This is a genomic window from Bacteroidia bacterium (assembly GCA_025056095.1).
Taxonomy (GTDB): domain Bacteria; phylum Bacteroidota; class Bacteroidia; order JANWVE01; family JANWVE01; genus JANWVE01.
On sequence record JANWVW010000396.1, the window covers coordinates 1 to 505 of the forward strand.

Genomic DNA, 505 nt, shown 5'->3' on the forward strand with positions numbered 1-505 from the left:
AAATATGATTATGCTTTTCACTTTAGAGAAGGTCTAGGTATAGTAAAATTAAATGGTAACTACAACCGTGGTTACTTTGGTTATGTTAATACCCAAGGAGAAGAAATAGTACCTTGTAAATACCATGATGCTTTTCATTTTAGAGAAGGTTTAGGTCTAGTAGAATTAAATCGTAAGCGTGGTTATGTTAATGCCCAAGGCGAGGAAATTATGCCTTGTATATATGATGATGCAGGAAGTTTCTCGCAGGGGTTAGCTTATGTCCAATTGAACGGTAAGTATGGCTATATCAATACCCAAGGCGAGGAAGTTGTACCTTGTAAATATGATGATGCGGGGAGTTTCTCGCAAGGGTTAGCTTATGTCCAATTGAACGGTAAGTGGGGCTACATCAATATCCAAGGTGAGGAAGTTGTACCTTGTATATATGATGATGCAGGAAGTTTCTCGCAAGGGTTAGCGTATTTCCGATTGAACGGTAAGTATGGCTACATCAATACCCAAG

At 38.8% G+C, this 505-nt stretch carries 1 protein-coding gene; it reads left to right on the plus strand.

From position 1 onward, the window contains the following. A partial coding sequence (locus tag NZ519_14170) for a WG repeat-containing protein (GenBank protein MCS7029898.1) occupies positions 1–505 on the plus strand: 505 nt, incomplete at both ends.